We start from the raw sequence: 23795 nt of genomic DNA, 5'->3' as shown, positions 1-23795 counted from the left end.
TCTGATATAGCTAAAACATCATCCAATAATGACGCGTTCTTTTGGGTAATGGTAATTCTCCGTAACTTCTTTATGACCAATGATATAGAGAAGGGACGTAATTCCGACCCTACCAATAAACATGATAATCATAATTACAATTTTACCGATATTACTTAGTTCGGGAGTGATACCCATTGAAGAACCCACAGAACCGAAAGCCGAACATACTTCAAAAATGATTTGCATCAAAGTAAAATTCTCAGTAATTGCTAAAATGAAGACTGCCATAATGCATAATAGGGATCCCATAATCATAACTGCTGTCGCCTTACGAATATCATCAGGATGAATCTCTCGTTTGAATACTTTAATAGAACGTCTTCCCCTCATAAAATTCCATAAAAAGAGAATCATTATAGCAAGGGTTGTTGTCCGGATACCTCCTCCCACTGAACTAGGAGATGCTCCAATAAACATCAAAATGCTCATCAATAAAAGGGTGGGTTCTGAGAAATCGCTCACATTCATCGTTGTTAGGCCACCGCTTCTCGTATTCGATGACATAAAAAGAGAGTAGAAAAATGATTCATGCCAGCTCTTATCTTTAAAAAACCCGTTCATCTCCAGCAGGAAGATAAAGATAGTTCCCCCAATTATAAGGCACAAGAAAGTAACTGATGTCAGTTTTGTAAACAAAGAAAAATGAAACTTATAAGTACGTGCACTATTGGATAAAAATTCTTTCAACTCAATTAAAACCGGAAATCCAATAGCTCCAAGGGTAAGCAGGATAATCGTGATAAACTGTACAAAATAATCGCCTTTAAAGGGAATCATTGAAGTACCGGTAATATCAAAACCAGCATTCGTGGTGGCACTTATTGCTAAAAATAAGCCATTTAAAAAGGCTTCTTTCCAGTTCGGATAATAATTCAGAAAGTAAATGCCTAAAACAAGAGCTCCAATCATTTCAATTACGACAAATATCTGAATGATTTGAATCAATAATTTAACAAGCCCCGAAAGATTCGATTGGTTTTGATCGGTCATAATCAATTTTCTTTCCTTCAAGCCGATTTTCTTACCCAAAATCAACCAGAAAAAGGTTCCAAGCGTCATAATGCCAATACCGCCAAATTGGAGAACAAACATAAGAATGAAATAGCCTACCTCATTAAACACTTCGGGCAAACTAACAACTGTTAGACCTGTAACGCTAACTGCACTTACGGCTGTGAATAAAGCATCCATTAGTCCCCATTCTACACCTGGCCTTAGAGCAATCGGCAGACTCAACAGTACGGTCGAGATACTGACAGCCAAAAAGTAATAACCGACGATAAGCTGTGCAGGTGTTAACTTTGATAATAGTTTTTTGATAGCAACCATACAGAGTTTTCCTTTCTTACTCCTTTATAATTATGTAAACCACATAAACATTAAAAATATAGTGTACCCTTTTTTCATTCTTTTTTCCATTCCCTTTTGAAACTGACTTACTTACAACAATAAGGCAGGTTTACCAATAACTTCGATACAACTTACATAAGTAAAACTCTTTTTTCTACTTATACTATCATTACAGCGGCAAAAGCCGTTGAAAACGTAAAGGGGAGATTAAAATGGCTAACAGCAGTAACAACCTTCTTGTTCCTGGAATTGAACAAGCACTAGAACAAATCAAATATGAAATAGCATCAGAATTTGGTGTACAATTAGGTTCCGATACATCAGCTCGTGCCAATGGCTCAGTTGGCGGAGAAATTACAAAACGTCTTGTACAGCAAGCTCAATCTCAACTTAAAGGTCAATAAATCTACAATTGAATACCTATGGCTAAGAGTCCAGCTTTTAAGCTGGACTCTTTTTAAGATTCCGTCCCTGACTGTTATCTTTATTATTCTTTTCCCGCTTATCCCGTTCAGTTTTATTTTTCTTTTTAGTTTCAGGCGTTACACGATTGTCTTTATTTTTTTCACTTTCTTTTCCCTTTTCTTTGACTGATGGGTGTCCTCTTTCATTGATTCTTTGTTCAGTCTTTTCATTTGGTTTCACCCACTTCTGCTCTTTCGATTGCTTGTCTTTTGAATGGTTGCTATGGCCTCTATTTGATTTTTCGTTCGGTTTTTTGTTTTTTCCTTGAAAGGTATTTTTTTCTTTGTTTTTTCCTTGAAAGGTATTTTTCTCTTTGTTTTTTTCTTGAAAGGTATTTTTCTCTTTGTTTTTTTCTTGAAAGGTATTTTTCTCTTTGTTTTTTTCTTGAAAGGTATTTTTCCCTTTATTTTGTCCATTTTTTTCTTTTTTAACTGATGTTTCCTTCTTTTGCTTATATTGTTGTTCCAGTACCCTTGGTTTAGTTGGTTCAGTTGGTTCAGTTGGCTCTTCTGGTTTTACTGTTTTCCCCTTTTTCTCAATTGAATTGTTCACTTTTTCCTTTTCTTGATTCGATTTGTTTTTTTTGCTCTGCGATTCTCTCTTCTCATCCGAGGTTTCAGTATCACCCTCGACATTTTTATCCGTTGCAGGTTCCCTTTTGTTCATTTTAACCTTCTCTTTATCCTCATTCAATTTCTTTTCAACATACTTTCCGGTAGATATGCCTTGTTCTTTAGCCTGCTTCCGATCACTTTTCGTTGCTTGAATAACTTTCATCTTTGTTTGTGAATCATTTTCCTGCTCTGAAATTTCTTTAATCTCTTCTTTTAAATTCTTATCCAGTTTTTTATCTTTTTCCAATAACGTTGTAGAAACAACTATTTGTTTATTTCCTTTCAAATAACCGAGTTGCTTTGTTTTTTCAACAATTCGGTTTGTGACCGTCTTAATTTCTTTACCTTTCCAGTTCGTCAACTGACCAATTACAAGCTTACCATCTTCGTTTAAGCCGGTAAGTTTGAGAACTTCTAAATGATCATTCAGCTCTAGTTCAATACTTGGATTCACATCAATTGTCATATATGCAGAGACATGCTCAGAAGAATAGGATGGCAGAATAGAAAAGAGAATCAGAAGGGCCGATGCTATACTAAGTACCGCCTTTTTTTTGAAAGATAAGCTAGAAAAAGATAAAGTAACTTTTGGTTTAACAGGTAAAAAAGTGATTTCTTCGCCCACTTCATACGTTCTTTCCTGTCTTTTGGTTTTTAGAAACTCGCCTTCAGGGGTTAATATGGTTACAAAACGCTTATTTATTGAAAGAATAACTCCTTTTTTCATCCATTAATAACCCCTTTTATATAATCATTCAAATATAAAAAATCCCCGTTTATAATTATTGCAACAGCAATGATGTACTTTCGGTTTCGTTCGATTGTTTTTCTGCTTACATCCACCTTTCCCTCAAGCTGTTTTACTGGCAGCCGCTTTTTTGTAAACAGGATGTCTTTCAAGTCGTCATCGTCCATTAACAATTTAGCAATCATCACTGCTCCCTTCCTAGCATCCGCATGTTTTGGAGAGTTTTCAACTAGATCATCAAACGACAGACCAAAATCCTGTAGATGGCTTATATAAAGTTGAATTTCTTCTTTTCTTTTTTCTGATTCCTTTTGTTTTTCGTATTCCTGTATCGAATTTTCATTATCCAGATATATTTGGCTTTGATCATTTTCTTCGTTTTGAGAAAAATCCAGAATAATTTCTTTGCTTCTTGACTGGCTTCTTAAGTAATCAATAACCCTGCGCTTAACAAGGGTTTCGGCAAATGCCAACAAAGAACGGCCTTTCTCCGGGGAATATTTATCTATCGCCTCATTAAAAGCAATCAATCCAATACTGAATTCATCATCTGATTCGTATATGTAACGTCTGCATACTGACGAGACGGCTTTAGCTATAAAAGGCTTGAATGATTCTATAATATCGTTACGAAGGTTAATATCACCTTGTTGAATTTTCAAAACAGTTTCTTCTAAAGAACGCTTTTTTTTGATTGCTGTAAACAACAAACCAAGCATTTGCTCACCTCGCTCCTGTTGAACGTAAAAACGATCAACATATTTATCTTAAGCGGAGGGAGTCTAAAAGACAGTACCAAAAGAACTATTTTTCAAGGATATTGAAATCACAAAATATATCCACATGAAAAAATACTTAGTTTTTTCTCGTTTATTACAGTGTAATTACAGTAAAATAACTTTTTTCTAGTTATCTCACAAATCAATGGGACAATCGTCATTTTTTTTACCCAAATTTAACTTTACTTCTTTTAACATATCCTTCGTAAAAGCGTTTGAATTTTTGTGGGTCACACCACAAAGCCCATATAATAGATTTAAATTTACAAATAAAAAAACCAGGCGCGACTTGCACGCCTGATTTTTTTCATGCTTCTTGTATTTGTTTCTCTTTTTTGCTTGATCTGATCCATGCACCTACAGCAATTCCAATTAATACAACCCAGAAAATCGATTTCCAAAGTGTTGATTCCGGGAAATGGTGATCAATCACAGCTAGCGAAGGATGTGCAAGTGTGTATACCGCTAACTTTACTCCAACCCAACCTACAATTAAAAATGCTGCAGTTTCAAGTGAAGGACGCTGATGAAGCAATTTCACAAATCCATTAGCTGCAAATCGCATAATAATCAACCCGATCATACCACCGAGGAACATAACCGCGAATTGCCCCCCATCAATTCCGCCAACTTTCATCCAACCTGTTGCAGGAAGTGTAACGGCCAGTGCAACAGCAGCCAACATGGAATCAATCGCGAAAGCAATATCAGCAGCCTCTACCTTTACCACTGTCATCCAGAAGCCAGATTGTTTCTTGGGTTTAGTGACTTCCTTCTCACCTTTCCCAGCGTATTTTTTGTAAATATGCTGAAAAGCAATGAAAAGTAAGTAAATAGCACCGATTGCTTGAACTTGCCACACGTCGACAAGAAAGGAAATAAGGAATAAACTTGCAAAGCGGAAAACAAAAGCTCCCATCAGACCGTAAAACAAGGCTTTTCGTTGTTGTTCTTTTGGTAAATGTTTAACCATGACAGCCATAACGACTGCATTATCTGCAGCGAGTATTCCTTCTAATCCAACCAAGATAAGAAGTACCCAGCCATATTCCAATAATATTGATGCTTCCATGTATTCAACCCCCAATAGTTTGTATTTCCCTCGCTATTGGCATTGGCAAAATAAAAAGACCTCTGCCATATAGGCAAAGGTCTTGCTAAACATGAAATCATGTCAACAAAGCCGATGAATGTCTCCACTCACGTAATGACGACTTTGTTTTAGGGCGAACCCTAACGCTACTCCCCTTTGTAAAAGGAAAATCAGTTATTAAATATAATAATAGTATACGTGCTACTGGCTAAAATTACAATCTTTTTTTCTTTAAGTTAGAAATTCTAGATATCTATTTTCGTTTTTCCTTGGAGATCTTAATTAAATGTAAATATTCTTTGCCAAATTGAATCCAGTTGGTTTTTTCAGAAAAGTAGTGTTGGAACAGTGATAAAAACTTCGTATACTTCCCTTCATATGGATACCATTGTATTTCCGAATTCTTTTTTCCATTGTCTTTCATGATGGCTTTTTCATGACAGAAAATCCGCATTCCTTGTTCGCCATGATAACGGCCTATACCACTTTGCTTTGTACCACCAAAGGGTAAGTGATGATTAGCAACCGTTATCAACACATCATTGATCGTTACCGCTCCTGTCACTAACTGGGATGCTACCCGATTTGCTTTTACCGCATCTATCGTCCAAACGCTCGAATTAAGTCCGTACTCAGTATCATTTGCTAGCCTGACCACTTCTTCTTCCGTATCGAAAGGTACAACTGGCAAAACTGGACCGAACGTTTCTTCTTTCATAATTTTCATTGAATGATTGACATTAGACAATATCGTCGGCGGAATAAAATAGGTCTGACCCGTTTTCCAATCATTCGGTAAGGTTCCGGATTCAAGTTTGGCACCCTTATTAAGCGCATCCTCTAGGTGTCCAGCAACAATATCAATCTGAGCCGGGAAAGTCATTGAACCGATATCATCCGATAATCGTGTCCCCTGCTTTAAAGAATTCGCCTTTTCTTTAAGCAAAGTCAGAAATTCCTTATAAACGGGACGTTCCACATATATTCGTTCAACACTCATACACACCTGCCCGCTATTTGTAAAAGCCCCCCAAAGTGCTCCATTAGCAGCCCGTTCCAAGTTTGCATCACGTAGTACAATCATCGGATCCTTTCCGCCAAGCTCCAGAGTACTAGGAATCAGCTGTTTTGCTGCAACTTCACCAATCATTTTTCCGGTCCTGACAGATCCAGTGAAAAAAATATAATCCGGTTTCTGCTCAGTTAATGACGCACCTAATTCTTTCCCTCCATGAGCAAACTGAACTGTCCCCTCTGGAAAACCTGCTTCATGAAATAGATTTTCAATGCACATTCCCACTAAAGGTGTCACCTCTGAAGGTTTCGCAATGACAGTATTCCCACTGGCAAGAGCATTCAGGATTGGTACCATTGCTAGTTGAAGCGGATAATTCCAAGGTGAAATGACGAGAACAGTTCCACGGGGCATATAATCAATATAAGATTTTTTCCCTATTAACATTAATGGTGTGGAAACCTTCTGTCTAGAAAGAGCTTTCACTGCATGTTTTTCAATATGCTTAATTGCATCAATAGTTGGCATGATATCCGCGACAAGCGCTTCAATTTTAACTTTGCCTGTATCTTTTGAAATAACCTCAGCTATTTCATCCATTTTTTTAACCATCAGTAGACGAAGGCGCTTTAAATATTGCAGACGCTCTTTGATAGGAAGTTTTGACCAGGTCTGAAACGCTTGTCTTGATTTCGTATAGAAATGAGGAATAGAATCCAGTGGCGTTTCATCAAGTTCGGCAATCTTCTCACCTGTTGCCGGAGAAAACACTTCCCATTTGGTACGTAATTCATCCATAACTTCTCTCCTTGTTTTATCTTATTTTAATCTGATACTCTTTATCATTTTTATACCTTAAATAAAAATCAACCATAGCAGGAACACCATCCCTGAAATTAGGGCAAACTATTCCAGAACCAGCTAAGTCTTTTTGGGCTTCAGTGCTATTAAACCGCCCCTTCCAAGTAAAATAATCCAAGGCTTCTTTTTCAACTCCTAGATACGTCCGCACCGAACGGATTGATAAAAACGCATGACTCAATACCATTGGTACATCACCTTTTGGTTTTTTCTTATATAATTCTCCAACAAAAAGTTCATAAACTTCAGTAGCCGTATATGGATTAGGATCGGTTAAATGATACGTTTTTCCAGCACTTTCTTTATATAATGCCAGATATGCAGTAGCCTGTATAATATAATCAATTGGAACCAGGTTCACGACTGTTTCCCTCTCTGAAGAAATATATGGAAACAAAGGAAGAAGGCTTAACCGATCAAGAAAATTAAGGATAAAATAGGGACCATCAAATTTAATCGTTTGCCCCGTTTGAGAATGCCCCTTTACGATTCCAGGTCTAATGATGGTAATAGGAATCTCTTTTTTAAGCTCCTCTACCAGTAATTCGGCATCAAATTTAGTCCGTTCATAATGGTTCTTGAAGCTTTTTGGAAAGACCAATTCATGCTCGTATAGATTCCCTTCCCGGATACCCGCAACATAAGCCGTACTAAAATAGGTATATCGCTTAAGTTTAATTAACCCTTTAACCCATTCATTTACATGTTTCGTACCCACGACATTAACAAGCTGAGCAATTTTTTCAGGGACTGCTAAATCATATATCGCTGCAAGATGAAAAACATGGGTAATTTCTTGTTGAAGTTTATGAATTAAATCAAATGTAATATCCAGATTTTCTTTCGTTATATCTCCTATCACCATTTCAAATATTACTTTTGCTCCATCCCGTTCAATTTCCATAGTCTTGATTTCTGCTTCTGCTTTTACCTTTTGTTCAGGCAAAACAAGCAGGTAGATTTTATTTAAAGCTTCATCACGCCTTAAAAGCTCCATTATCAACTGATTACTGATGAAACCCGGAAATCCTATGAATAAATAAACATGCTCCATAGATTATCCCCCTCAGTTTACTTTGATTGTAAGCAACTTTACATATTATTACTATTCAAATGGAATATAATAGTAAAATTTTATATTTTACTTCCATTTTGAAGGAGTATTCACATTTTCTATCGAAGGTACCTAGTAGGATTCTTCTTTGAAAGAGTAATCTAGGAGATTGTCTATAAATTTATCAAAATAGGGGTTTAATATTAAGTCTTAGAGGATAAATTATGATATTGGATAAAAATTATTATCTATATAGTCGATTTTCCGTTACTATATAAGAAGGCGATTTTTTCGCGCATACATATTTGAGGTGAGCGCACAAGTGAAAAGAATAATTAAAGCATACGACTTCCCTATTTTTATCGCTGTCGTATTACTATGTCTGTTTGGTTTAGTCATGATTTATAGTGCGAGCATGATTACTGCAGTTGCTCGATACGGCCAGTCCATGGATTTCTTCTTTGAGAAACAAAAAACTGCCTTTATCATCTCATTCTTAGCAATGATTGTGACGATGATTCTTCCTTATAAGATGTACAAAAACAAAAAGTTTTTAATGTTTATGATGTTTGGAATGGCCGGGATCCTTTTGCTTCTCTTAACCTTCGGCCATACGGCAGGAAATGCTACGAGCTGGTTTAAATTGGGCACAAAATCTATTCAGCCAGCAGAATTTTCAAAACTGGTCATGATTATTTACCTGGCAGCTATATACGGAAAAAGACAGGATCGTATCAATAGTATTGATAAAGCCGTTATTCCTCCGATTTTCTTTCTCGTATTTATTTGTTTTTTAATCGGGATTCAACCGGACTATGGAACGGCAGCCATCATTTTCCTTATTTCAAGTACCATAATCATTTCCTCTGGCATGTCTTTTAAAAGTATCTTTAAACTCTTTTTAATAACACTAGTGTTCGTAGGTATCTTTGCTTTAGGAGTTCTTGTGACAGGTAATTTCTCATCCGTTTTATCTGAAAATAAAGTGTCTCGTTTTACCGGCTTTGCAGACCCTTTTGGTACAGCAGGAGAAGACGGATATCAGCTCGTGAATTCATTGTTCGCAATAGGTTCAGGCGGCGTTACAGGTGTCGGACTAGGGGACAGTGTACAAAAATACGGGTACCTGCCTGAATCACACACAGATTTTATCATGGCCATCATTGCGGAAGAGCTCGGAATATTCGGAGTAGCTTTCGTTCTTTTGACACTAGGTTTTATCGTCTTGAGGGGTTTTATGCTCTCAGCCAAATGTAAAGATCCATTTGGAAGTCTGCTATTAATCGGCATATCATCCATGATTGGCATTCAAGTAGGCATCAACGTTGGCGGTGTGACTGGACTCATTCCAATTACCGGAATTACCCTCCCATTTATCAGCTACGGAGGTTCTTCCTTACTACTGCTTATGGTTTCAATGGGCATATTCCAAAACGTCATAATGCGAATGAATATACTTGAACAGAAAGAAAAGGTCGTGTCCATCCCAAAAGATGAGATCGCTTCTTCAAAATAAAACTCTAGTTTTTTATCCCCTGGCATTCTGTTTTTCAATATGTTGGGGGTTTTTATTTACAGCATTTATGTAATTATAGAAGACTGCTGTGTCTGTGATTAATATAACCTGGAATCAAATTCAAGTAAAAAAACAGGCGGTCATAATCGACCGCCTGTTTTTTACTTATAATGAATCCCGATTTTCGTAAAGCCAGCAATTAAACTAAGAAAAGGACAAAGCAGACAGAAGAATGCAAATGGAGCATATTCCAAGGTTGAAACACCTAATACCTGTGTTAAAAATACACCGCAGACACCCCAAGGAACAAGAGGATTAACAACTGTGCCCGAATCTTCTAGCACCCTCGCAAGCGTTTTTGTTTGCAAGCCCAAGTCCTCATATTTTTGCTGAAATGCTTTCCCTGGCAGTAACACTGACAAGTACTGCTCTCCTACTAAGAAATTCACACTGATTCCTGCAAATACGGTAGCAGAAATTACTTTCGCTACACTCGTCAATGAATCCTGTACAGCAATTAAAATAGATGGAATAACCCCTAACTCGAATAATAATCCGCCCATGGCCAGAGCCAATAAGACCATCGAGACGGAGAACATCATACTTTCAATTCCGCCCCGCGATAAGATTGAGTCAAGCTGATCCATTCCACTCTCGAGTACAAAACCACCATATAAAATATCTGCAAGCTTATTGATCGTGAAATTTGGCGTTTGTATAAACGCAATGATAGCAGCGGAAATAATTCCTGCCGACAATGTCGGAATCGCCGACACCTTCTTCAAAGCCATGCCTAAAACAATGACAAACGGAAGCAGGCTCCAAATACTTATATTCGTTTCCGTTTCCAAAGCTTTGGTCATAGCTTCAATTTCCACTACGCTACCCATTTTGATATCCGGTGAAAGGAAGTAAAAGATTATTAGTGAAATTAGAAAACCTGGAATCGTTGTCCAAAGCATATTTTTAATATGTTCAAATAATGATACTCCAACTGTTTCCGAAGCAAGGTTGGTTGTGTCGGATAGTGGAGACATTTTATCCCCAAGAAATGCACCGGAAATAATTGCACCGGCTGTGATTGCCAACGATAAATCCATCGCTGCAGCCATCCCGATAAAAGCAACACCGATTGTCGCCGATGTTGTAAGTGAGCTCCCGATACAGAGCCCAAGTAGTGAAGTCACAAGAAAAGTGACAGCATAAAAAGATTCACCAGAAATCCAGTCAAATCCATAGTACATAATGGTTGGAATCGTCCCGCTTGCCATCCAAATTGAAATTAGCATTCCGATAAAAAAGAATATATAGATTGCTCCCATACCAGAAATTGCACCTTTGACGATAGCCGACTCCATAATCGAAAATGGAAGCTTCTTAATTTTTCCATAAACAAATAAAAAAAGGATAGCCGCTAAAATTGGGATATGAGGGGCTAGTCCATAATGTATGATTCCAATTGCAATAATCAAGAAAAGAATAGCCAAAACCCCAAGTGCTTCAGGTAAAGAGAGTTTTAGCTTAGCATCTTCCAGACGCATGATAAATTTCCCCACTTTCATGTTGTATATTCTGTGAGGTAAGGATGAACCTTCCAATTCCTCACATTCGCTGAAACGCTTTTAAGTACTAAAGCACTAGCTAAATATAAATGAGTTTCGGGAGATTGTCAAATTTGAATAATATCTTTTTTAGTAGAATTTGATTCTTAATAAATTTGATATTTCCAAAAAGGGTGTACAGATTTTTCCTATTATCTCTTACACTCACAAACTAAATATAGGTTCTCTTCTTGACCCCATGGAATTAAAGTGGCGATTCTACCGTCGCTTTTCTTACACAGCTTGTCCCTGATTATGTAAAAATGAACCGTTCCCCTATTATGAGTTGTGAACTTAAAAATATTTTGATCAGTACAACGTACTCGCACATCCCTAATCCTATAAGGTGATGATTTCATGATTATTACTGCAAAAAAAAGGAAGTGACATTCAATAATTCACCACTAATTCATTCCATCATAATAACCTTTTGTGTGATTCAATAATTAATTTTGCTACTTCCAATACTTTAGTTAATTGATTTATCCTCACTAAATACTGAAAAAGTTTTATCTCGTAAATGATTAATCAGGACAATGTACCCTGTTTTTCGGAAAACAGGTAAATATAGCCATAAAAGTAGACTAAGGAACTATCTGAAAAATCTTTAGATATTTTATTAATAATCAAGCTAATAAAAAAAAGCCCGCGTATACACGGGCTTCTCCATTATTTCAAATCCATTGGATTATATAATTCCACGTCAGGATTTTTATCTTGGAACCAACGAAGTGCAAACTCATTTTCAAACAAGAATGCGTATTTTTCAAAACGGTCTTTAACAAGTATACTTCTTGAGCTGTGAAGGTTTTCATCAAGCTTTTCGTCTTCGGCCCAGCGAGTGATTTTACTACCCATACGCTCCATCATGACCTCAACATTGTACTCATTTCTCATCCGATGCTCAAATACTTCAAATTGAAGCTGCCCAACCGCACCAAGCAGATATTCTTCCATCCGAACTGTTTTGAAGAGCTGAATGGCCCCTTCTTGTACTAGTTGGTTAATTCCTTTATGGAAATGCTTCTGTTTCATAACGTTTTTAGCTGTTACCCGCATGAATAGTTCTGGGGTAAACTGAGGTAACCGTTCAAACTGAAACATATCTTTACTTGTCGTTATAGTATCACCAATTTGGTAGTTCCCGGTATCATACAAACCAATAATATCTCCGCTTACTGCTACATTTACCGTGTTCCGATCATCAGCCATGAATTGAGTTGAAGAAGAAAGATTAATTGGTTTACCTGTTCTGCTCAAATTTACACTCATTCCACGCTCAAATTTACCAGAACAGATACGAAGAAAAGCAATCCGATCACGGTGTTTTGGGTTCATATTCGCTTGAATCTTGAAAATGAAACCAGAAAAATCATTGCTGACAGGATTCATTTCACCTGAAGTTGTCATACGGGCTTGAGGAGCTGGTGCAAACTGCAGATAAGCATCCAAAAACGTCTGAACCCCAAATGTTGTTAAAGCACTTCCGAAAAATACAGGGCTAAGTTTACCATTCGCAATGTTTTCTTCAGAGAATTGGTTCCCCGCTTCCGTCAACAGCATAATTTCTTCTAGAGTTTGCTCGTACAACTGTGAATCTTTAAGCACATGATCCACCTCGAGTTCACCCTCTTCATTCAATGGAAGGAAGCGCTCATCGCCTTCTGTTTTGAACTGTTCGATCCGATTATTGAACCTGTCGTAAATGCCGACAAAATCTTTTCCCATCCCAATAGGCCAATTCATTGGGTAAGTTTCAATGCCTAGGACTTCTTCAAGTTCAGCAAGCAATTCAAGCGGCATTTTCCCTTGGCGGTCCATTTTGTTGATAAATGTAAAAATCGGAATTCCTCTCATCCGGCACACTTTGAATAATTTAACCGTCTGATCCTCAATCCCTTTTGCCGAATCGATAATCATCACGGCACTGTCAACAGCCATCAGTGTACGATATGTGTCTTCACTGAAATCTTGGTGGCCTGGTGTATCGAGGATATTCACACGGAAATCATCATAATCAAACTGCATGACTGAAGATGTAACGGAAATTCCCCGTTGCTTTTCAATCTCCATCCAATCACTTGTTGCATATTTCCCTGTTTTTCTAGCTTTAACTGTCCCGGCATCACGAATAGCGCCACCAAACAGTAATAATTTTTCTGTCAAAGTTGTTTTCCCGGCATCCGGGTGGGAGATAATTGCGAAGGTCCGTCGGGATTGAACCTCGTCTTTTAATGTAGTCATAAAATGTTCCTTTCATTATTGGAGTCATCACTAAATATATTTATAGGAAGGCTAATTAGATTTTTCACATTGGAATGTCAACCTTTCTTTGTATGTAAACCAACATACACAATATATGTATGAAAAAATATATCATAAGGCTTAAGCCTTGGCTACTCGGCATTCGTTTCAATCAACCTTACTATTTTAACACGATATGAAGGAAAGATGTAGAGGTGAATGAATCACCTTAAGTGGATTTGATGTTATAGCAAAACAAAAGACGCTATATCAGCGCCTCTTATCCAAGTTCATATGGTTATCGTTCATTTTCTTATAGTTTATCCAACTTTTCTTGCTGTCTTCATTGCTTTTTGATTACGTTTGTTTTTCCAACGTTTCTTTACTGCTCTGAATATTATAGGAGCGGCAAAAACGACAGCTCTTTTTAAGAATTTCTTCATTATTGTTCAGTCCTTTCTTTCTTATCCTATACCCAAATATCTTATTGAAAAACTTTGATTCCAAGAGCTATTTTTCTATTTTCTCATGAATAAAATCAATATTAGCTATTGCTCTCATCATCTTGTCGTGAATTTTTTCACGCCAGCACTAAGGCAAGCTTAGATTCATATCATGTTCAAGCATGTCATAGTTCAATTTAATCCTCCACATCATTAGGATTGTACCTCCCCCCTAATAAAACCTCCATAATATTAATTTCCCCAATGATTATGTATAAATTACATCCTCTTGTTTTATCCTTTAATAAGATGGGTATATACTAAAAACCGGAAATTGCTCCAGAAGGTTCCGCTATAGAACAACACATCGAAATAATTTCTGTAAATATTCACATATTATCAAGCATCTTCGTATGATATTTCAACTTAATTGAGGGCATTTGATAATGTGTGAAATTGATTTTTTCCTGTAAGGAAAAACAGTCACCATTAATATTTTTTATATTATTAGGAGGATTCATCGAATGACAGTAACAGGTAAAGTAAAATGGTTTAACAGTGACAAAGGGTTTGGATTTATCGAAGTACCAAACGAAGATGATGTATTCGTACATTTTTCCGCTATTCAGGGAGATGGTTTCAAGACTCTTGATGAAGGTCAAGAAGTACAATTTGAAATTGAAGAAGGAAATCGCGGACCTCAAGCTAAGAACGTCATTAAACTATAAAGAATAGAAACCATATGAAAAAGGATGCCGCCCGACCTGGACGGCATCCTTTCCTTTTTAAGCAACGGCCTGCATTTTTAATACGTACTTCAACTGTTTTCTAGCCCGATATAGATTAACTTTGACAGTTGCTTGATTTATCTCAAGTATAGAGGCAATTTCATGTTCTTTTAATCCTCTATTTACCTTCAATAGCAATATTTGCCTTTGTTTTTGAGTCAATTTACATAAGAGATTGGAGACATCTTCTTTTAATGTCCAAATATCAATTGCGTTCTCCACTATCACTTGTCTGCATGCCTGGCACTCTACCCAATCCACCATCTCCTGCTGAATTAATCGGCATCCCCTTTTTTGCTTACGGGAAAAATCAATTGCTGTTCTGGTAGCGATACACGCTAGCCATGCTCCTAACTTCTCCCTATTGTTAATCGTATGAAGTTTTTTATAGGCTTTGATATAGGTTTCTTGCGTAATATCCTCTGCCAGGAAAGGACATTTAATAACCGCTAATGCTATATAATAAATCCGCTCATAAAAGGATTGATAAACCAAAGTGAAATCTTCAGTTTTGCAATAACGATTTTCTTTCACAATCGTTCCTCCTCCCCTCTCATTTGTTAAAATGATCCAAAACAAAGCCGGGAACATGGTCGCCAGAAAAGCTCTTGATATCAATATTTCTGCTATCTTTATAATAAAAGGCAGCTGAATAATCTCCGCCCCAATCGATTTGAGCGTTATCAATGGCCGACTCGATTTCCGAAGTCTGATCAAGCTTTAAGCGATTTGACTGATTTTCAATTCGCTGTACAAGTTCACTTTCAGAAATCGAATTATAAATTTGTGGATCGGTTTTTGCTACAAGAATATAAGAGATATCATCAGCCATTAACCTAGCCCCGTTCGCTTTCCCAGTTTGTTCCATCCAATTCGAAAACTGAGTATAAGAAGAATCCCAATTCATATAAATAATATTGTTATTCTCCAAAAGAATGTCAATCGACGCATAATCTCCAAAAGAATTTGTCATTTGAGCCAGCGACTGATTATTCAGGTCTTCAGATAATGCATGCACCGCTTCTTTAAGCTCCTGACTATCCGTAATGGATACAGATTTGTCCAATTCTCCGCTCGCAGTTATATTGATTTTAGAAACATCCTCAGTTGACACATTTAATAACTCATTAAAAGTTTTTTTATATTCACTTGACTCATAGATTTTCGCCAGAAGTGGCAGGTATGAATCGTAGTTTTGCAAATGATACTCTCTAGCTATTCGTTTTCCATTCTTAAGTTCATACATCAGAAATATAGAATGATTTTTATTTACATCACCAATGGAAGCCTTTTTACCTTTTTCGATAATTTGCTGATGCAATAACCTTAGCGCTTCTATATTTTCTTTTTCTTTCAAATAAGTGAACTCACTATTGGAAGAGTCATCAAGCGAATTATTACCAATATAAATTTGGTTAATCATCTTTATATCAGGAACCTTTGACTCATAATGAACAAAATCTAATTTTAGGATGACGGCAAGCAAAAAAATAACCGCTGCAAATGATACGTATCCTTTCAGATTGACACGGATTCGCCATGTCTTTTGCAGGACGATTTCACCTAGATAATATCCAAACAATGATCCGACAATATAGCCGAAAAATATCCATCCTAGTTTCCCTGTAGTTTCGCTAAAATAATATCCTGTAAACAACATCATGCTTATCGTCAATCCGAACTTAAATAGCGGTTTTATCATAGGAAAAACAAAAGCCTGTGAAACATGCTCCAACTTCCTCCGCTCATAGAGAAACAGCGAAATCAATAAAAAAAGCAAGATTAATAGTCCATAGATTAATATATTAACAGAGAAAAGTCCCATTTTTTCCATTTCGGTCGCAGCTAATAATGGAGAAATGCTATTGATATTGGCACTTAAATAATGATCTGCAGAAAATCCCGCTAGCAAAAACTTCACATTAGCAACAAACAATACAAATAATCCAACCGGCAAAGCAAGCGAGATATAAGTTAGTAGGCCTTGCAAGGCAGATAATCCCGTAACCATACCTATTAAAACAGCAACTGAAAAGATCATTGCCTCCATGAAAAATGTAATTCCCATCCAGGACCAAATATCCGCAAGGGTATACAGCTTCTCTACATCTATTGCCGAGTGGAACAATAGCAATATTAAGCCTGTAAGCAAAATAGGCAGGATGATAAAGCCAATTCCTGTTCCAATCATATGAAAATAAATGCTGCGTCTAGTAATTGGTAAACTATGTATAAAGTCCGAAGCTTGTTTTATCTGCAAAAAACGAAATAGGAAGATGGCAAGCAACACAGGAATAACTATGACTAAGACGAATTGGATCATCTGCTGACTGGAAAAAAGATTTTCGAATTTTACATATTCACTATTCTCATTTAAAACAATCGTCAAAATTTCCAAAGGCAGCGCAAAGGTGAGGCCGATAAAATAAAGGAAACCTATCCAGCCGGAACTTCTGAAAATATAGATAATCAGTTCTCTATTAAACAAGGTTATTCTGGATGACATAACCTATATCCCCCATTTCATAAATGAATATTTCCTCTAAAGTAAGGGGTAGTATATCGAATATTTCTGGTTGAAACTGATTAAAATGGGATTTAATCTCGGATTTCTTACCTTTAACAATGCAAACAATCACGCTTCCTCGCCTCTCCTTATTAAGAACTTGAACTCCGCGATAAATCCCGTGAGGAATCTTATTTTTGAAGGCAATCTGTACTTTATGTACATCCGCTTTTAAATCGTCCAAATCTTTTTGGATAATAAGTTCCCCTTTATGTAATATTCCCACATGATCGGCTAAATCTTCAATTTCCCGGAGGTTGTGGGACGAAATCAAAATTGTCATTTTCCGTTCAGATACATCCTGAATCAACAACTGTTTCACATTTTTGCGCATAACCGGATCCAGGCCATCAAAGGGTTCATCAAGAATGAGAACTTCAGGCATTGTTGAAAGAGCCAACCAAAAAGCAACCTGTCTCTGCATCCCCTTTGACAGTTTATGTATTTTATATTGAAGTGGAATGGGAAACACTTCCTGTAATTGATAGAAACGTTCTTGATTCCAGTCACTATAAATATGACTATAAAAGCCTGCCATTTGCATAATAGTATAGTTAGCCAAGAAATAGGGTGTGTCAGGAAGGAAGAAACAACGATTTTTCACTTCACGGTTTTCAAAGACGTGGGAATGATCAATAAGTACCTCGCCGCAATCCTGAATTAAATTGCCCGAAAGCATTTTTAAAAGGGTTGTTTTTCCGGCACCATTAGATCCTAACAACCCAAATATTGAGCCTTCATGTATGATTAAGGTTACGTCCTTGATTGCTTCTTTTCCTTCATATAATTTACTCACCTGCTTAATTTCAATCATGACTCTCCCCCCTTGGCTAATGCACTAATTTCTTTAACTAACTTATAGATTTCATTTTTATCAATTCCAATATACAGAGCTTCAGCAAGAACCTTTGTAAGTTCGGATTTTATTCTCTCTTCTTTTAAGGAATTCTTCAAAGATTTAGGAGGTGCCACAAAGTTTCCTTTGCCCGGCAATGTATAAATAAACCCGTCCAATTCAAGCTGTTTGTAAGCTTTTTGAATTGTATTAGGATTGATGGTCAATTCCTGTGCCAATATTCTAACAGAAGGAAGTTGATTATGTTCTTGCAAAACTTCATTAATCATAAGTTCCTTTATCTTATCCATCAATTGCTCATAAATAGGTTTTCTACTTTGCACATCCAACTCAAACATCATCAACCCCCCTCTCAGCACTTAGTGTATTACTCTCCCTAATACAGTTCATTATAAAACATTTTCTTCCAATTTAAAACCATTTTTTTGAAGTATTTGAATAGCTCATATTCATATCCGACCTCTCATTCTTTTGTTTAATAAAACTTGTAATAGGGAACTAAGGAAATTAAGAATATAAAAAGGAGTTGTTTCCATTGAAACCATTATATACAGCAGCCGTTACCGTACATGGTGGTCGTGAAGGACATGTGAAATCAGAGGATGGTATTCTTGATTTTGATGTAAGATCACCGAAAGAATTAGGTGGATCCGGTGAGAGGGCAACCAACCCGGAACAGTTATTCGCCGCCGGATATGCTGCCTGTTTTGACAGTGCATTGAATCTTGTCCTGCAAAAAGCAAAAAAGAAAGTTGATACTTCTGTGACCGCAAATGTCACAATTGGGAATGATGAAGAAGACGGTGGTTTCAAATTGGCTGTCAGGCTGGATGTCTCTATCCCTGAACTTAGCCGGGAAGAAGCAGAAGACTTTGCAAAAAAAGCTCACATGACCTGTCCCTATTCAAAAGCAACTCGTAGGAATCTCGAAGTTACATTGATTTTGGTATAAAACTCCAATTTTCAAAAAAAAGAATGGGCCCAGCCTTTGCTGAGCTCGTTCTTTTTTATTTAACTCCTTCTAAATTCTTCATTTTCAATAGGAAGTATAGCCCGATTACCGTCATGATAATCAGTGAACCTAATGCCAGCCGACTAGCCAATGTACCGAGGTCATGGAAAATTAACGTAATTGTTCCATACAGAAGAGGACCAATTATTGAAGAAACTTTTCCTGAGAATGCAAAGAGTCCAAAAAACTGCCCCCTTTTCTCCACTGGTGTCAATTCAATAATGAATGTCCGGGATGTTACCCACATCGACCCGAGTGCAATGCCAAACATGCTCCCAGCAATCCAGAACCAAAGAGTCGTTTGGGCAAAGACCGCCACAAATAAGGCGACTAGGAGCAGTATACCCACATACGTAACAGCAAGCCGTGCGCCCTTTGCCTTAGTTATGTACCCAAATAGAAACGAACCAATAATACTGGATACCGTTGATACCAGATAAAGTAAAATGAATCCACCTGAAGAAAATCCAACAACGGTCTTCGCGTAAACAGCCATCATGCCAATAGTTGTCGCAATTGCATCATTTAAGAAAAAATACGCAATCATAAATGTAAATACTAATTGATAAGATCTCATCTCTTTAAATGTTGCTATAATTTCCTTATAACCCGAAAAAAAAGGTTGCTTTACCTTTTGCTGTTTTGGAGTTTCTTTTAGAAAAAAGAATAATGGCAGGGAAAAAACCAGAAATAAGATAGAAGTGGGGATAAAGGCTTCATGTGAACTACCTTTACCAATAAATGGATAGATGGACAGACCGACAAGCGTTCCAAGATAGCCTACAGCGACACCAAACCCTGATATCAGCGGCAATTGCTCCTTTGTGCCTAGATCGCTCATCATCGTATCATAGAAAACAAGACTTGAATGATAGAAAAACTTTGCTACCACAAATAAAATAATGACGATTACTAAGGAAATTGGGATACCAAGAAGATTTCCATCCAACCATAGACCACCAAAAATCCCCATTAAAAAAGTCGCGGCAACTGAAACCAATGTGAAAATTATGATATATTTCTTCATCTTTCCTGTTCGGTCAATCATTACACCAAATAGTGGAGAAAACAGAACAAGAAATAAACTGGCAATCGCATTCGCATAAGAAATGAAGGTGCTAGCAATCTGATCAAGAACAGCATTTTCTCCGATTTGTTCCTGAAGGAAGAATGGAAAGAAAATTGTATTAATATTAGAAGAAAAAATCGTATTGGCAAAATCGTAAAAGGCCCAAGAGAGAATTGGAAGGGAAAAATATAAACTTAGATTCCCCTTCCACTTTTTAGAATTCGGTTTCAATTGCAGTTGCATCTGCCTTCCCCCTTATCATAGACTTAATTTATAAGTATTCCATACATTCCTATAAAATCCTTTTAAGTAAAAAACAATTATTAGCTACATGTTAAAAGTAAAAATTCAATTCATGATTCCTTACCACTTAAAATACATGATTATGAAAAGAGTATGTCATATAAAGAGGTCTTTTATATTATTTTATTTATGATAGGGGTAAGGATCGCAAAAAGATTTGACTAATGTTCGTAAAGGGAGTGTGCAAGGTGATAGCATTTTTTCTTATCTTGGTAACTATACTGGTTCTGTTGGTGTTCTACTTTAAAAAAGCGAAAAGTAACTTCCCAGACAACTTCACTATGCAGCCTTCCCCCCTCAAGATTGGGCATCGCGGTGCATCTGGATATTGCCCTGAGAATACGATGGCATCCTATTATAAAGCGATTGAATTGGGCGCTGATTTCCTGGAAGTCGATATTCATCTTAGTAAAGATGGTGTCCTAGTGGTTCATCATGATCCTACACTTGATCGAACGACAAACGGCAAAGGAAACCTTCGAGATTACACAGTAGCCGAATTAAAGAAATTGGATGCTGGAAGCTGGTTTCATGCTCGTTTTAAGGGCGAAAGAGTTCCTTTACTTAGCGAGATATTAGAAAATTTCCGGTCTGATGTTGGAATATTAATAGAAATAAAACATCCATCTCTTTACCCTGGAATTGAAAAAAAACTTGCAGAAGAATTAAGCAACAGAGGGGATTATGCCTCAGATAAAAAAAGAATTCTGGTTCATTCGTTTGATATGGAATCCATGAAAAGGTTTCATCAATTAATGCCAGACATTCCAGTCGGGGTATTGATAAAGCGGCGTATCACTGATCAAAAATTGAAAGAGATAGCAGAGTTTGCTTCGTTTTTGAATCCAAAACAAACGATTTTAAGTACCAAGCTTCAAATGCGAATCCAAGAGCAAGGGATGAAAGTATTTACATGGACTGTCAACAATAAAAAACAAATTCAGATGTTAAAGAAGATGAAATTGGATGGGATCATATCTGATTTCCCAGATTATTTTATGGATTAAACCTCATAGGTAAATTAATTTACATTAAAAAACAATCCACTTTTGTGAATTGTTCAGACTGTAGACAATTTGAACGTTGATTTCCACTCCAGGCACTCGCTTTCCGCGGGCGGTCCGCACCTTCAGCTCCAATCAACTTTGTTATAAAATTTAGATAGAACCTCTTTTGCCTACAGTCTTTTTTGTTTTTAAAATGGAAGTATTAAAACTTGAGGTGATGAGGATGCTTTCTAAACATGATTCTATTCAGCGAGATCAACTTGAAATGATTACTTTAGATCAACTGGTGCCAGCGAACCATTTGGTTCGAAAAATTGAGGCCGCCATTGACTTCTCATTCATATATGACTTGGTGAAAGATATGTATTCAGAGGTAGGACGCCCAAGTATAGATCCAGTTATTTTAGTTAAACTGACATTTATAAAATTGTTGATGCAGGCGATGCTCACTTTCGCTGCCATGAATTTAAAGAAGATGGCCAATTGGACATGGCAAGGTCCAAAAATGTTCACCTCATATTTGAACTTCATTTATCCATATATAGACGAATGACCATGTGTGCTTTATTTACCTCTCTTAATGCAGCTTTCTAATGATGTATTAATGACCAGAATTATATATCAGAAAAAATTACCTGTTCATTTTTTGAAAAAATCCCTATATTTTTAGCTTTCTTGGCCTAGAATTTGTTATAGTGTTATTAGTGATTTATATTTTGAAAAATTATATAGTCGCTATTTGGCTCTAAAGCATATCTCTTGTTTGCCGGGAACCAATCTTACAATTTTTTTATCTTAGAAAAAACGAGGGATTCCTATGTGGGAATTATTGTTAGAATTTGATTATCAAACCGTTCGCCATGCGGTATGGGCAGGATACTTGTTTACCTTTGTCTTTCCACTAGCAGCGTTTTATTTCTTAAATAGAAAGCAGTCACTCTTAAACGATAAACATCAAGCTTCCGTTCATTCAGGTCATGGAAAAGCTCCTGTTTATACAGGTAGTATTTATGACTGGCGTGGAGCACAGCGCTTTTTCACTTATATTCGTCAAAAAGAGTCACCTGATGATTCGGATGAGCCAAGCCTCCTTCACATTGTTTAATTAAAAACAATTCGAGGAGGAAAATATATTGAAGAAGAAAAATATTTTACTAATTGCAGCTCTAGTTATATCAACCAGCCTGTTGACAGGATGTTCGGCAGCTACAAGCGGCCCATTTCATACGGCATTGGTTAACCCAATGACAAAGATGCTTGAATTTAATGCTAATTTATTTAACGGGAACTATGGTTTAAGCATCATTATGATGACATTTTTCATACGTCTCGTCTTGCTTCCATTGACCGCCAAGCAATATAAAACCCAGCTCAGTATGAAAACCAAAATGAATGGGCTAAAACCAGAAATGACAGCAATCCAACAGAAAATTAAAGAAACAAAAGATCCAGCAAAACAAAAGGCTCTGCAACAGGAAATGATGCAGCTTTATCAAAAACATGGAGTTAATCCTTTAAATATGGGCTGTCTACCACTTTTGATTCAAATGCCAATTTTAATGGGATTTTATTATGCAATTCAAGGTTCACATGAAATTGCTACGCATAGCTTCCTGTGGTTCAGCCTTGGCCAACCGAATATCGCCATGGCAATCATCGCAGGCGTCATCTATTATTTCCAATCGGTTATTTCAATGAGACAAATGCCAGAGGAACAGCAGAAACAAATGAAAGTGATGAGCCTGCTCTCACCAGCAATGATTTTATTCATTTCTTTCTCTGCGCCTGCTGCATTACCTCTTTATTGGTCAATAGGTGGATTATTTATGATTGTTCAGTCTATTGTACTTCAGCGAGTATTTAAGAAAGATCAACCTGCTGCCACAGTCGCAAATGAAACGATTATGAAAAAAAGCTAATCCAAATTGGATTAGCTTTTTTTTCGTTTATTTAACCATTTTAATTAATATACAAAAGTTGTAGATTCATTCTGTGTTTCCCCCAAAAAATAAGACAAAAAAAACATGTCAGTAAAGCTTTACTGCATATATTTTTAATCCTTTATTACCATTTTTAATAATCAAATACAAAGAAAGTTCTTTTGACCTCATAAAATAGCATATTTTCCCTAAAATTTACCACTAAAAATATTACTAAGGAAGGCATAATTCCTTATTTTACCAAAATATACATTCCTACAATATGTTCATTTTCGATAATTCGAGTTTCGTATCCTAAAATATGACAAATTTCTTGTTTACCTGTTCGTTATCATTAAAGGAACATCAGTGTTCTACATACTGACCATCTATTAAGAATGGAGGTGCATTGTACCTGTAGACTGGTCGAAGTTTTTGTTCTTTGAAAAT

At 36.6% G+C, this 23795-nt stretch carries 21 protein-coding genes and 1 pseudogene; 8 read left to right on the top strand and 14 right to left on the bottom strand.

Going from position 1 to position 23795, the window contains the following annotated elements:
- Positions 1–18: 18 nt before the first annotated feature.
- Positions 19–1371: a TrkH family potassium uptake protein gene (locus ACQKMR_RS03260; RefSeq protein WP_427696000.1), complete on the bottom strand. Its 1353-nt coding sequence runs from the start codon at positions 1369–1371 to the stop codon at positions 19–21.
- A gap of 233 nt (positions 1372–1604) precedes the next feature.
- Between ACQKMR_RS03260 and ACQKMR_RS03255 the strand changes: the two genes are divergently transcribed.
- The gene (locus ACQKMR_RS03255) at positions 1605–1796 is read left to right on the top strand and encodes an alpha/beta-type small acid-soluble spore protein (protein WP_034314196.1); all 192 of its coding nucleotides are present in this window, start codon (positions 1605–1607) and stop codon (positions 1794–1796) included.
- Between the two features lie 37 nt (positions 1797–1833).
- On the opposite strand, the gene ACQKMR_RS03250 is transcribed toward ACQKMR_RS03255, so the two are convergent.
- The 5 genes from ACQKMR_RS03250 to ACQKMR_RS03230 form a co-directional block, all read right to left on the bottom strand.
- The gene (locus ACQKMR_RS03250; protein ID WP_427695999.1) at positions 1834–3198 is read right to left on the bottom strand and encodes an anti-sigma-I factor RsgI family protein; all 1365 of its coding nucleotides are present in this window, start codon (positions 3196–3198) and stop codon (positions 1834–1836) included.
- A complete protein-coding gene (gene sigI / locus ACQKMR_RS03245) occupies positions 3195–3938 on the bottom strand; it encodes an RNA polymerase sigma factor SigI (RefSeq protein WP_427695998.1) in 744 nt (247 codons plus the stop codon). Before sigI ends, ACQKMR_RS03250 begins: the two co-directional genes overlap by 4 nt.
- Before the next feature lie 367 nt (positions 3939–4305).
- Entirely contained in the window at positions 4306–5070 is a 765-nt protein-coding gene (locus ACQKMR_RS03240) for a TerC family protein (RefSeq protein WP_427695997.1), read from the bottom strand.
- Positions 5071–5344: 274 nt separating this feature from the next.
- On the bottom strand, positions 5345–6904 hold the full coding sequence (locus ACQKMR_RS03235; protein WP_427695996.1) for an aldehyde dehydrogenase family protein: 1560 nt from the start codon (positions 6902–6904) through the stop codon (positions 5345–5347).
- A gap of 16 nt (positions 6905–6920) precedes the next feature.
- Entirely contained in the window at positions 6921–8021 is a 1101-nt protein-coding gene (locus ACQKMR_RS03230; protein ID WP_427695995.1) for an SDR family oxidoreductase, read from the bottom strand.
- A gap of 322 nt (positions 8022–8343) precedes the next feature.
- Here ACQKMR_RS03230 and ACQKMR_RS03225 point away from each other — a divergent pair, with 322 nt between their 5' ends.
- Positions 8344–9537 (top strand): FtsW/RodA/SpoVE family cell cycle protein, encoded by a 1194-nt coding sequence (locus ACQKMR_RS03225; RefSeq protein ID WP_427695994.1) that lies wholly within the window; start codon positions 8344–8346, stop codon positions 9535–9537.
- Between the two features lie 161 nt (positions 9538–9698).
- On the opposite strand, the gene nhaC is transcribed toward ACQKMR_RS03225, so the two are convergent.
- The 3 genes from nhaC to ACQKMR_RS03210 form a co-directional block, all read right to left on the bottom strand.
- Positions 9699–11078, bottom strand: a complete 1380-nt coding sequence (nhaC, locus tag ACQKMR_RS03220) for a Na+/H+ antiporter NhaC (RefSeq protein WP_427695993.1) — start codon at positions 11076–11078, stop codon at positions 9699–9701.
- Positions 11079–11807: 729 nt separating this feature from the next.
- The gene (locus ACQKMR_RS03215) at positions 11808–13382 is read right to left on the bottom strand and encodes a peptide chain release factor 3 (RefSeq protein WP_427695992.1); all 1575 of its coding nucleotides are present in this window, start codon (positions 13380–13382) and stop codon (positions 11808–11810) included.
- 320 nt (positions 13383–13702) lie between these two features.
- Positions 13703–13825 (bottom strand): hypothetical protein, encoded by a 123-nt coding sequence (locus tag ACQKMR_RS03210; protein ID WP_427695991.1) that lies wholly within the window; start codon positions 13823–13825, stop codon positions 13703–13705.
- Positions 13826–14349: 524 nt separating this feature from the next.
- Here ACQKMR_RS03210 and ACQKMR_RS03205 point away from each other — a divergent pair.
- A complete protein-coding gene (locus tag ACQKMR_RS03205) occupies positions 14350–14553 on the top strand; it encodes a cold-shock protein (RefSeq protein WP_056530714.1) in 204 nt (67 codons plus the stop codon).
- 57 nt (positions 14554–14610) lie between these two features.
- Here the strand turns inward: ACQKMR_RS03205 and ACQKMR_RS03200 are convergent, their stop codons facing one another.
- Genes ACQKMR_RS03200 through ACQKMR_RS03185 form a run of 4 tightly spaced genes read right to left on the bottom strand, consistent with a single transcriptional unit; the run spans position 14611 to position 18373 of the window.
- Complete coding sequence (locus tag ACQKMR_RS03200) at positions 14611–15147, bottom strand: RNA polymerase sigma factor (protein WP_427695990.1); 537 nt, start codon at positions 15145–15147, stop codon at positions 14611–14613.
- 19 nt (positions 15148–15166) lie between these two features.
- Positions 15167–17119 (bottom strand): DUF6449 domain-containing protein, encoded by a 1953-nt coding sequence (locus ACQKMR_RS03195; protein ID WP_427695989.1) that lies wholly within the window; start codon positions 17117–17119, stop codon positions 15167–15169.
- On the bottom strand, positions 17094–17993 hold the full coding sequence (locus ACQKMR_RS03190) for an ABC transporter ATP-binding protein (RefSeq protein ID WP_427695988.1): 900 nt from the start codon (positions 17991–17993) through the stop codon (positions 17094–17096). Before ACQKMR_RS03190 ends, ACQKMR_RS03195 begins: the two co-directional genes overlap by 26 nt.
- Positions 17990–18373: a GntR family transcriptional regulator gene (locus tag ACQKMR_RS03185; protein ID WP_427695987.1), complete on the bottom strand. Its 384-nt coding sequence runs from the start codon at positions 18371–18373 to the stop codon at positions 17990–17992. Before ACQKMR_RS03185 ends, ACQKMR_RS03190 begins: the two co-directional genes overlap by 4 nt.
- A 197-nt stretch (positions 18374–18570) precedes the next feature.
- Here ACQKMR_RS03185 and ACQKMR_RS03180 point away from each other — a divergent pair, with 197 nt between their 5' ends.
- Positions 18571–18987, top strand: a complete 417-nt coding sequence (locus ACQKMR_RS03180) for an organic hydroperoxide resistance protein (RefSeq protein WP_427695986.1) — start codon at positions 18571–18573, stop codon at positions 18985–18987.
- A 55-nt stretch (positions 18988–19042) separates the two neighbouring features.
- Here the strand turns inward: ACQKMR_RS03180 and ACQKMR_RS03175 are convergent, their stop codons facing one another.
- Positions 19043–20359 carry an MFS transporter gene (locus ACQKMR_RS03175; protein ID WP_427695985.1) on the bottom strand — a complete coding sequence of 439 codons (1317 nt, stop codon included), beginning with the start codon at positions 20357–20359 and terminating at the stop codon, positions 19043–19045.
- A 248-nt stretch (positions 20360–20607) separates the two neighbouring features.
- Here ACQKMR_RS03175 and ACQKMR_RS03170 point away from each other — a divergent pair, with 248 nt between their 5' ends.
- The 4 genes and pseudogenes from ACQKMR_RS03170 (at position 20608) to yidC (ending at position 23345) form a co-directional block, all read left to right on the top strand.
- On the top strand, positions 20608–21426 hold the full coding sequence (locus tag ACQKMR_RS03170) for a glycerophosphodiester phosphodiesterase (RefSeq protein WP_427695984.1): 819 nt from the start codon (positions 20608–20610) through the stop codon (positions 21424–21426).
- A 223-nt stretch (positions 21427–21649) separates the two neighbouring features.
- Positions 21650–21859 (top strand): annotated as a pseudogene (locus ACQKMR_RS03165) (IS5/IS1182 family transposase); the annotation flags it as partial.
- Between the two features lie 384 nt (positions 21860–22243).
- On the top strand, positions 22244–22531 hold the full coding sequence (locus ACQKMR_RS03160) for a hypothetical protein (protein ID WP_427695983.1): 288 nt from the start codon (positions 22244–22246) through the stop codon (positions 22529–22531).
- 28 nt (positions 22532–22559) lie between these two features.
- Positions 22560–23345, top strand: coding sequence for a membrane protein insertase YidC (gene yidC, locus ACQKMR_RS03155; protein WP_427695982.1), 786 nt, complete (start codon positions 22560–22562; stop codon positions 23343–23345).
- Positions 23346–23795 lie beyond the last annotated feature (450 nt).

It is taken from the genome of Peribacillus sp. NPDC096540 (assembly GCF_050278525.1).
Lineage (GTDB): Bacteria > Bacillota > Bacilli > Bacillales > DSM-1321 > Peribacillus.
Note: the sequence above shows the minus strand (reverse complement) of the source record. Positions and strands in the feature narration are given on the sequence as shown.

What these genes read in the sequence shown, in the direction of transcription:
- ACQKMR_RS03260 (WP_427696000.1), bottom strand. Translation starts at nt 1,371, where the DNA reads ATGGTTGCTATCAAAAAACTATTATCAAAGTTAACACCTGCACAGCTT.
- ACQKMR_RS03255 (WP_034314196.1), top strand. Translation starts at nt 1,605, where the DNA reads ATGGCTAACAGCAGTAACAACCTTCTTGTTCCTGGAATTGAACAAGCA.
- ACQKMR_RS03250 (WP_427695999.1), bottom strand. Translation starts at nt 3,198, where the DNA reads ATGAAAAAAGGAGTTATTCTTTCAATAAATAAGCGTTTTGTAACCATA.
- sigI (WP_427695998.1), bottom strand. Translation starts at nt 3,938, where the DNA reads ATGCTTGGTTTGTTGTTTACAGCAATCAAAAAAAAGCGTTCTTTAGAA.
- ACQKMR_RS03240 (WP_427695997.1), bottom strand. Translation starts at nt 5,070, where the DNA reads ATGGAAGCATCAATATTATTGGAATATGGCTGGGTACTTCTTATCTTG.
- ACQKMR_RS03235 (WP_427695996.1), bottom strand. Translation starts at nt 6,904, where the DNA reads ATGGATGAATTACGTACCAAATGGGAAGTGTTTTCTCCGGCAACAGGT.
- ACQKMR_RS03230 (WP_427695995.1), bottom strand. Translation starts at nt 8,021, where the DNA reads ATGGAGCATGTTTATTTATTCATAGGATTTCCGGGTTTCATCAGTAAT.
- nhaC (WP_427695993.1), bottom strand. Translation starts at nt 11,078, where the DNA reads ATGCGTCTGGAAGATGCTAAGCTAAAACTCTCTTTACCTGAAGCACTT.
- ACQKMR_RS03215 (WP_427695992.1), bottom strand. Translation starts at nt 13,382, where the DNA reads ATGACTACATTAAAAGACGAGGTTCAATCCCGACGGACCTTCGCAATT.
- ACQKMR_RS03210 (WP_427695991.1), bottom strand. Translation starts at nt 13,825, where the DNA reads ATGAAGAAATTCTTAAAAAGAGCTGTCGTTTTTGCCGCTCCTATAATA.
- ACQKMR_RS03205 (WP_056530714.1), top strand. Translation starts at nt 14,350, where the DNA reads ATGACAGTAACAGGTAAAGTAAAATGGTTTAACAGTGACAAAGGGTTT.
- ACQKMR_RS03195 (WP_427695989.1), bottom strand. Translation starts at nt 17,119, where the DNA reads ATGTCATCCAGAATAACCTTGTTTAATAGAGAACTGATTATCTATATT.
- ACQKMR_RS03190 (WP_427695988.1), bottom strand. Translation starts at nt 17,993, where the DNA reads ATGATTGAAATTAAGCAGGTGAGTAAATTATATGAAGGAAAAGAAGCA.
- ACQKMR_RS03185 (WP_427695987.1), bottom strand. Translation starts at nt 18,373, where the DNA reads ATGTTTGAGTTGGATGTGCAAAGTAGAAAACCTATTTATGAGCAATTG.
- ACQKMR_RS03175 (WP_427695985.1), bottom strand. Translation starts at nt 20,359, where the DNA reads ATGCAACTGCAATTGAAACCGAATTCTAAAAAGTGGAAGGGGAATCTA.
- ACQKMR_RS03160 (WP_427695983.1), top strand. Translation starts at nt 22,244, where the DNA reads ATGTGGGAATTATTGTTAGAATTTGATTATCAAACCGTTCGCCATGCG.